Genomic DNA, 7,829 nt, shown 5'->3' with positions numbered 1-7,829 from the left:
CCCTGCCTTCATGCGCGTACGGCCGGAAGATCACCCGACCAGGAACTCCGTTCGACTTGCAGGTTCCAAGATCGGTTGAGATACGGCTTCTCAGTGCAGCGCAAATTGAGCTCAGGCCGGTCTTCATCGGAATCAGGTCGTTCATCGATGATGATCTCGCCGCCGAAGTACTGACGCCGGGAGCGCGGGTGTACCCCAGCGATATCATCCAATTCAACGGGATCGACTTCACGTCTCCCTTCACTGAGGCTGAGAGTGAAGCGGTCCTGCACGTACCAGAGGATGTGGTGAAACACGCCTTCGCCGAACTGATCGGCGAGTCGTATGTTCCAAAAGACTGGGGTGGAGAACGCTCGGATCTCTACACATCACGAGTGTTTGCCCGTGGACGCCAGGTTTCGGCCGCCTGGCTGTTCAAGGGACCCGGCTACCCGCGCGCCATGGATGTCAAGGCTCTGGGCAAGAACGGCGACCAAATCGATCGACTGTTCACCGAGCCCGCGGAGCTACTCGTTCTGCAGCACTGTCATCAAATCAAGCCGAGCGTGGTTGGCATGATGGACGCCTACGCTCACGACGCCCGCGCTCCTACATGATCATCGACGGGGCTGACACCGGACGCATCCTGAGGTCGCTGGGCATGCTCCCAGCAATCCCAGCAAGTCTGCCTCAGCAGCACCAGCGAGCGGGAGTCCCAAGGCAAGGTGAGATCTTTCACCGCGACCACTGATTGAGTGACGAGCTCGATACCCGCAACGCACAAGGCTCCCGTGCCGTTGGCGGAGATCTCGAAGTCTCAACCAACAAGCTCAGGCGTCATGTCGGTCCGTACTCAGCCGACCTTCCGCACGTCTTGGTCGAGTGAGGCACCATGCTCATCAGACTGATGCCCTCGCTGCTCGTGGCAGCGAAGGCATCAGTCATCAGGCGGCGTGGGCTGCGGGCAACTGCGAGGCCCACGTCGTGACCTCGGTCAGGTGCTCGGGCTGCAGCCCGAGGTGCGGCTCGGGCTGAATGAGGATGGTCGCCGTTCCCTTCGCAGTGCGCTCCACCGCCCATTCATGGTCGAGGCCGGTGAAGTCGTCGTCGATCCAGACGGCGGGGGCATCGCCGAGCCAAGCGTCGACGTGGTCACGCTTCCACAGGTAGCCGTTGGGGTGGCTGGTGGTGATCTGGGGACGCGGCAGGTCGATGTACGGCAGGGCCGGGAGGTCGAGAAGCGGCCCGATGAGGGTGGCGGCGTCCTGCCGCCAGCTGGTGCACCAGACGGGGGTAACCAGGCCGGTGCGGATCACGTCCATGAGCAGGCGGCCGTGGTCGGGGTGGAGCCAGACGGTGACCGGGTTGTCGGCGCTGCGGCCGGCGAGGACAACGTCGTGGCGGGCGTGGGCGGCCGGGGTCGAGCCCTCTACGTCGGGGAAGGGTATGAGGACGCCGTCTATGTCGAGGAGCAAGTAGGGCGGGCGCATCGGTTCCTCCAAGGGAAGCCGGGGCGAATGGCTGGTCAGAGCACGCGAGCGCGGATCAGCAGGGTGGTGGGCCAGTGGCCCATGCGGGGGTCGTGGAACTCCTGGGCCGAGGTGAGCCAGAAACCCGCCTGGCTGAGATGCTTCTCCCACCGGTCCGTGGAGAACTCCCAGCGGGCGATGGGGAGCCGGGTGCGGTCGGGAAGAGTTACGTAGTCGCGGCGGGGACGGTCGTCGCCCGAGGGGCTTCGGCCGCCACGCTGCGGGTGAGGGACGGAGAAGGCGAGCACCCGGCCGGGCGTGAGGCGCTGGGCAATGGCCGGGAGCAGGAGCTCGGGGGCGACGAGACCGATGGCGCCGAAGACGGAGTAGATCGCGTCGAACTGCTCGTCGGAGGCGTGCAGGTAGTGCAGGGCGTGGCCGGCGGCGAAGGTGAGGTAGTTCAGCCGTCCGTAGTGGGAGCGGGCACGGCGGACCTGCAGGCCGACCAGGTCGACACCAGTGACGCGGGCGCCATGGCGGGTGGCGAGGTGGGCGGCGTTGTGGCCGGGGCCGCAGCCGAGTTCCAGGAGTCGCTTGCCACGCAGGTCGGGGCCGAGGATCTCGACGCCGGGCCCTTGGCCGGGTCTCGTGGTCCACTCCATCCGGGCAGGTACGGCAAGCGGTTCGGCGAGTCCGGCCGCGGTGCGCTGCAGGGCGTGTGCGTGCCACGCGGATGCCTGGGCGAGCACGTCAGATCTTCAGGAGGTGGAGGACGTCGGTGAGGTGGCGGCGGACGGCCTTGGTGTAGGCGGGGTCGGTGGCCGGGTCGTTGATCCAGCGGATGGACTGCTCCATGAACCACTCGACGGCCCACATGCGGTGCCAGCCCAGGGCCCAGTTCTCGGCGGTGAGCCCGCCGCGCGGGGTGAGGGCGTCGGGGGTGCCGCCGGCGGTGACGTACTGCTCCAGGAAGACGCGCAGGCGTACGGGGTGCGGGGGCTCGATGGTGCCGTGCCAGCTGGCGAGGTCGAGCAGGCCGGGACCGGTGAAGGCGCGGGCGAAGTCGAGCAGCCGCCAGCCGCGCTCGCCGATGTGGAGGCTGGTGGGGTGGAACTCGGAATGCACCCAGCCGAACGGCTCCAGCGTCGCTCCGGCCGAGCGGGCCTCGGCGGCCTGGACGATCCGATCGAGCGCGTCCTCGACATCGTCAGTGTCCTGCCACCGGTCGACCTTGCGCAGCCGTTCGAGATGCTCCAGCGCCCGGGCCGGCAGCGTGCGCAGCCGCTCCTGGTCGAGGACGGGCAAGGGCGGAGCCGTACGGGTGCCGTGCAGGACCACGGCCGCAGCGACACCGTCGAGGTCGTCGGCCTCGCGGACGGACGGTCCGAGATCCTCCATGAGCATGCCGAGCCAGCCGTCCAGGACGGCGGAGGCGTGGACCTGGGGGGCGGGTACGCCGAGGGTGTGGGCCAGGCGGAGGGCCTGGTCCTCGCTGTCGAAGGGCCTCTTGGCGTACTTGAAGATGGCCGTGGCACCGTCGGGGAAGGTCACGCGCTCGACGCCGGACATGGACCACACGCGCACCTCCTCACGCGTGCCGGTGGCCTGGCCGGCCACGGTGAGCAGGTTGTCGAGGAGTTCGGCGCTGGGGTTCGCGGTCACGTGAGGGCTCCGGGGAGGGGTGGTGGCGTCCGGGGCGAGCGAGAAGTGCCGGCCCGCCCCGAAGCCTGATCGGGTGGTGGTTACGCGGCGGGGTTCACGCGGTGGGCGTAGACCTGCTCGATCCAGCCCGCCTTGAACGCGGCGAGGTCGTCGCGGAAGTTGGCCATCGAGGCACCGTAGGGCGCGACGACGCCGCCGGTCTGGTCCGGCACGGACTGGCAGCCGTGCACGAGCCGGCCGCCGAGCGCCGTGTGGGCCTTGATGGACTCGATCCGTCGGTGCTCGTTGAACCAGCCGCCGTGGTAGACCTCGTCGAGCATCCCGCCCATCTCGTCGTCCAGGTCGAAGACGACGGATGTGGCGGCGGGGAAGAACCAGCACGGGCCGACGTTGGAGATGTGCCCGTCCAGCTCCACCTTGTTGAGCGCCATGAGCGTGGCCGCCTCGCGCAGCATCCGCAGGTGCTCGGCGGTGATCTGCGGCAGGCCGAGGCCGGTCAGGTGCTCGTCGCGGAAGAGATACGCGTACACCTCGTACGCGGTGGCCAGGACGCAGGCCGCGTCGGAGGTGGACTCACCGTTGTGCTTGATGAAGTCGAGCGCGAGCTGCTCGACCGCGCTCTCGGTCGTCTCGTCGACGTCCAGGAGCTGGGCCTTGACCAGCTCCCAGTCGGCGACGAGCCAGGTGTTGGACTCGAAGCGGAAGAAGTACTCGGCCGGGTCGATCGTGATGCGCCGGCCGTCGACCTGGATGCCGGGCAGGCGGCTCCAGCGCGGGTCGAACGCCTCGGGCAGCTCAACCATGATGGTCGCGGTGTCGATGGTGGTCACCGTGTCTCCGTCTCTGATCGGCCGGGTCCGGGCACAGGAATGCCCGAGCCTGGTGTGGGTGTACGGAACTTCGGGGTGCCGCCCGGACCAAGGGGGAGCCTGGATCACGGTTGCGCCGTTCCGGGCGGCTGCTGATAAGTGAACCGGTGGTCACGCTCAGTGGGTACGGTGGAAGGCAGTTGAAGAGGTATACGCGGTTTACAGCTCCAGGGCGGAGGCGATCGTGGGGGCGCAGCGAGAACCCAACTCCCGTCTGCGCGATGCCATCGACGCGGCCGGCTGCACCTACGAGGCCCTCTCCAGAGACGTGCGGCGCATCGCCGCCGAGAACGGCGAGATCCTTCAGACCAACAAGTCGGCCATCTCGCACTGGGCGAACGGCACTCGTGCCCCTTCCGGCCGGGTAGGCCAGTACCTAGCCGAGGCGCTGTCCCGCCGAGCGGGGCGCACGATCACCCAGACCGAGATCGGCCTTCAGGCCGGTGGTGACGATGCGCCGGCGGAATCCGACCCCGTCCTCGCCGCCACCGACCTGGGCCGTGCCGACGTCGAGCGCCGCCGCTTCCTCGCCATCGCGGCCTTCACCACCGCCGGCGTCGCCATGCCGCTCGGATACGACCACGAAGCCACCGCCCGCATGCTCCGCGCCCGCACCGGCACGTCCCTGGTCGGCACGGAGGACGTGGACGTCGTACGCCAGATCACCGCAGCCTTCAGCGCCGCCGACGAGCGCCTCGGCGGCGGGCACGGCCTGACCACCGTCACCGCGTACCTCGCAGACACAGCCGCCCCCATGCTGCGCGGACGCTTCCCCAACGAAGCCTTACGCCGGGCCGCCTTCGGCGCCGTCGCAGAACTCGCCTACCTCGCAGGGTGGAAGCACCACGACCTCGGCCAGGAAGGCGCCGCCCAGCGCTACTACCAGGTCGGCTACAAGCTCGCCTGCGAAGCCGACCCCCACGGCCACGCCGCCTGGATGATGCGCGCCCTCGCCCACCAGGCCCTGAGCCTCAAGCAGCCCCACCACTGCGTCGACCTCGTCGAAGGCGCCCTGCGACGCGGCCTCGGCCACATCGACAGCCAGACCGAAGCCCTCCTCCACATCACCCATGCCCGGGCCTACGCCGCCACCGACGAGAACCCGTCGGCCGCACGCGCCCTGCTCGCCGCCGAGGACGCCCTCCTACGGGACGACGGCCCCCAGCCCAGCTACTCCCGTGTGAGCGGCCCCGCCGCCGGCACCGTGGCCAGCCACACCGCCCGCACCCTCACCGACCTCGCCGACCACATCGGCACCGAACAGCAGCACCGAGACGCCCTCACCCGCTGGGACCCCGAGAAGTACAAGCGCGTCCACGCCCTCACCCACGCCGACCTCGGCGACAGCCTCGCCGCCCAGGCCCGCGCCGACGAAGCCGTCGCCGCCTGGACCCAGGCCCTGGCCCTCATGGAAGGCATGACCTCCGACCGCACCCGCAAGGCGATCACCTCGATCCGCTCCACCCTCACCGTCTATCAGCGGCGCAAGGTACCCGGCGCCGCTGATCTCGCCCGCCGCGCCCGCGAAGCCCTCGCCTAACATGCCCAACAACCCGCCCGACGAAGGGAACACCGTGGCCCAGCAGACCGACGAGCAGCCGAAGACCCTCAAACCGGCCCTGGAATCCATGACCCTGCTGGTCGCCGCAGTCATCGTCCACGACAAGGCCACCAACCGCGTCGTCCTCCTCCAGCGCAGCGAGAACGCCAAGTTCGCCCAGGGCATGTGGGATCTCCCCGTCGGCAAGAGCGAACCGGACGAACCCATCACGGAAACCGCAGTCCGCGAGCTCTACGAGGAGACGGGCCTCACCGTGAAGCCCGAGTCCCTCAAGGTCGCCCACATCATCCACGGCGCCTGGGGCGTCGAGGCCCCCAACGGCTTCCTCACGGTCGTCTTCGCCGCTGAGGAATGGACCGGCGAACCCGAGAACCGCGAACCCCGCAAGCACTCCCAGGTCCGCTGGGTCGATGTCAACGCCATCCCCGAGAACTTCGTGGAAACCACCTCAAGCGCCCTCCACCGCTACCTCGCGGGAGGCCCAGACGTCTCCGTGGATGGCTGGCGATAGAAAGGTGCAGCGCCCAGTGAGGGCTGAAGTGGCCAGATCTGGACCCTTTCCCTTCTATGTGGCCGCGGCCGCTCTAGCCATTTTTCGGGGCTCCGGCAGTACTGCCACAGCCGAGACTTCCGTCGTATGCTTTGCGGGTGACATTGCCAAATAGCGAACGCTCCCCTATCTCGATTAACACCATGCGGACAACTTTTGCCGTGCGCTGGTCCCCTGGCATGTCAGCCGGAGAGCATATTTCCGTATCAGTAGGAAGCGCTCTGGGCGGGGAACCAGTCGCCGCTCGTGTAGTCCTGCAAGTCATCAGGCCCGCAAATGGGAACCATGAAACCATGATGCTTTCCCATGTGGCGGAGATGGTCACCGGCAGCGGACCAATGCACCCATTGATTGCCGATCTGGCGACTGGCAGTTGGGACGAGCCACTTTGCCTCGCCACAGTCATGTGCGAGCTCCCAAGGGTCGCAGACGTAATTTGGGATTCTGCCGATGACGAGCCCTTCACCGTCAGCTACTCTGGGCTCAGCCGGATGGGGGATCTCGCTTTGGACCTCACCTCCGAAGCCATGAGAGTCACGCTGGACGCCACAGATTCCCCGGGCTCGGTAGGCCCTCTTTGCCGAGCCGACCTCGTGGGTGCAGGCGCATTCAGGTTCGGCGTGGACCACGATCAGGAATATGTGGTACCGCTCCTGCCCCATACACCGATTGGAAGCTGGGGCACTAGCAGTCCCGGTCGCGAACTCACCGAAGAGGGCGGTGGACTCTTCATTGCCGCTGAGGATTTCAGCAATTCGCTCTCAAATATTCGGCGTCTCAGATCCCTGGGACGCGCGCTTCTCTCATCGACTTTCCCGGGGCGAGTGGGCCGAAGCTGTCGTCGCATACGAAGCTTCCCAGGAACAGCTCCTCTGGCATGTTTTCGAAGCTATCCTGATCGACCATAATTGGCGTCGGTCAGATTTCGAAGTACAGGATCTCCCCGGCAACAGCAGCAGCGTACTCTCTGCCATCCAAGCCCATCTCGGCGGCTCTTCAAGGGTGTGGGAACCCGCCAAGGACGCTTTCGCGAAAATCTGGAGAACCAGGAACGACATAATCCACCGCAGCATCGAGGTGGATTCGAAGGTCGTAACCGACCTAATGGGAGTAGGTCATCTAGCGATCGACGAACGCCTGAAGGACCCAAAAGTTGCCGCGCGCCACCCCTTGACATCATGGCTTCACGTACCAAATGCCGACTTCCCGCTGGGACCCAAGATCGAGGAAGCAGCTCGCCGCATCCTGTCAAGCACCAGAATCCTTGACACCAGGGAAGTTAATGACATGACAGGGCGCCCGCATCTCTTAAGGCTGAAATTCCATATCGGAATTGCGGCGGGGGAAGTAAGAAGGATCAGCTGCTGAGTCGATGACAGAAAGAAACAGTCGCTCAGCAGTTCACCAGGCACGAGGGGGCCCCGCAGCGCTTCATCACCCTGCGCGCCCCGTCGACTGCCTACGCAATCACTCGGCCAGTCCACGACAGTCCGCACACAGTCCGCAGGACACCCGATCAGGACCGTCGTGTCCCATCGCCAGCCATCAAGAAAAGGCCAGGTCAGCGGCCCGCAGGGAACAACCCCGCAGGTCGCCGACCCGGCCCATTACTAGGGCGTGTGGCGAAAGTGGATCTTGAGGTGAGATGATCTTGCTTTGTGGCACGTGGAGATCTGACGGATGCGCAGTGGGGCCGGCTGGAACCGCTGTTGCCGGTGGGCAAGAAGCCGGGCCGGCCG

General features: G+C 66.7%; 8 protein-coding genes. 4 read left to right on the top strand and 4 right to left on the bottom strand.

Annotated features, from left to right (window positions below):
• Positions 1–596, top strand: a 596-nt coding sequence (locus ACFYWI_RS38155; protein WP_389240732.1) for a hypothetical protein, incomplete at its 5' end; no start/stop codon positions are given.
• Positions 597–923: 327 nt separating this feature from the next.
• Here the strand turns inward: ACFYWI_RS38155 and ACFYWI_RS38150 are convergent.
• From ACFYWI_RS38150 to ACFYWI_RS38135, 4 genes are all read right to left on the bottom strand, one after another.
• Positions 924–1,469: an HAD domain-containing protein gene (locus ACFYWI_RS38150; protein ID WP_389240730.1), complete on the bottom strand. Its 546-nt coding sequence runs from the start codon at positions 1,467–1,469 to the stop codon at positions 924–926.
• A 35-nt stretch (positions 1,470–1,504) separates the two neighbouring features.
• Positions 1,505–2,197: a class I SAM-dependent methyltransferase gene (locus tag ACFYWI_RS38145; protein WP_389240728.1), complete on the bottom strand. Its 693-nt coding sequence runs from the start codon at positions 2,195–2,197 to the stop codon at positions 1,505–1,507.
• Position 2,198: 1 nt separating this feature from the next.
• Positions 2,199–3,110, bottom strand: a complete 912-nt coding sequence (locus ACFYWI_RS38140; RefSeq protein WP_389240726.1) for an aminoglycoside phosphotransferase family protein — start codon at positions 3,108–3,110, stop codon at positions 2,199–2,201.
• A gap of 80 nt (positions 3,111–3,190) precedes the next feature.
• Positions 3,191–3,940: a hypothetical protein gene (locus tag ACFYWI_RS38135; RefSeq protein WP_389240724.1), complete on the bottom strand. Its 750-nt coding sequence runs from the start codon at positions 3,938–3,940 to the stop codon at positions 3,191–3,193.
• A 223-nt stretch (positions 3,941–4,163) separates the two neighbouring features.
• Between ACFYWI_RS38135 and ACFYWI_RS38130 the strand changes: the two genes are divergently transcribed.
• The 3 genes from ACFYWI_RS38130 to ACFYWI_RS38120 all read left to right on the top strand — a co-directional run bounded on the left by ACFYWI_RS38130 (position 4,164) and on the right by ACFYWI_RS38120 (position 7,458).
• Positions 4,164–5,519: a tetratricopeptide repeat protein gene (locus tag ACFYWI_RS38130; protein ID WP_389240722.1), complete on the top strand. Its 1,356-nt coding sequence runs from the start codon at positions 4,164–4,166 to the stop codon at positions 5,517–5,519.
• Between the two features lies 1 nt (position 5,520).
• Positions 5,521–6,051, top strand: coding sequence for an NUDIX domain-containing protein (locus tag ACFYWI_RS38125; protein ID WP_389240720.1), 531 nt, complete (start codon positions 5,521–5,523; stop codon positions 6,049–6,051).
• 678 nt (positions 6,052–6,729) lie between these two features.
• Positions 6,730–7,458, top strand: coding sequence for a hypothetical protein (locus tag ACFYWI_RS38120; protein ID WP_389240718.1), 729 nt, complete (start codon positions 6,730–6,732; stop codon positions 7,456–7,458).
• The last annotated feature ends 371 nt before the right edge of the window (positions 7,459–7,829 follow it).

This window comes from Streptomyces sp. NPDC002889 (assembly GCF_042888425.1).
Taxonomy (GTDB): Bacteria; Actinomycetota; Actinomycetes; order Streptomycetales; family Streptomycetaceae; genus Streptomyces.
Note: the sequence above shows the minus strand (reverse complement) of the source record. Positions and strands in the feature narration are given on the sequence as shown.

Excerpts from the sequence above, each read along its gene's own strand:
- ACFYWI_RS38150 (WP_389240730.1), bottom strand. The coding sequence starts at position 1,469 with ATGCGCCCGCCCTACTTGCTCCTCGACATAGACGGCGTCCTCATACCC.
- ACFYWI_RS38125 (WP_389240720.1), top strand. The coding sequence starts at position 5,521 with ATGCCCAACAACCCGCCCGACGAAGGGAACACCGTGGCCCAGCAGACC.
- ACFYWI_RS38120 (WP_389240718.1), top strand. The coding sequence starts at position 6,730 with ATGTGGTACCGCTCCTGCCCCATACACCGATTGGAAGCTGGGGCACTA.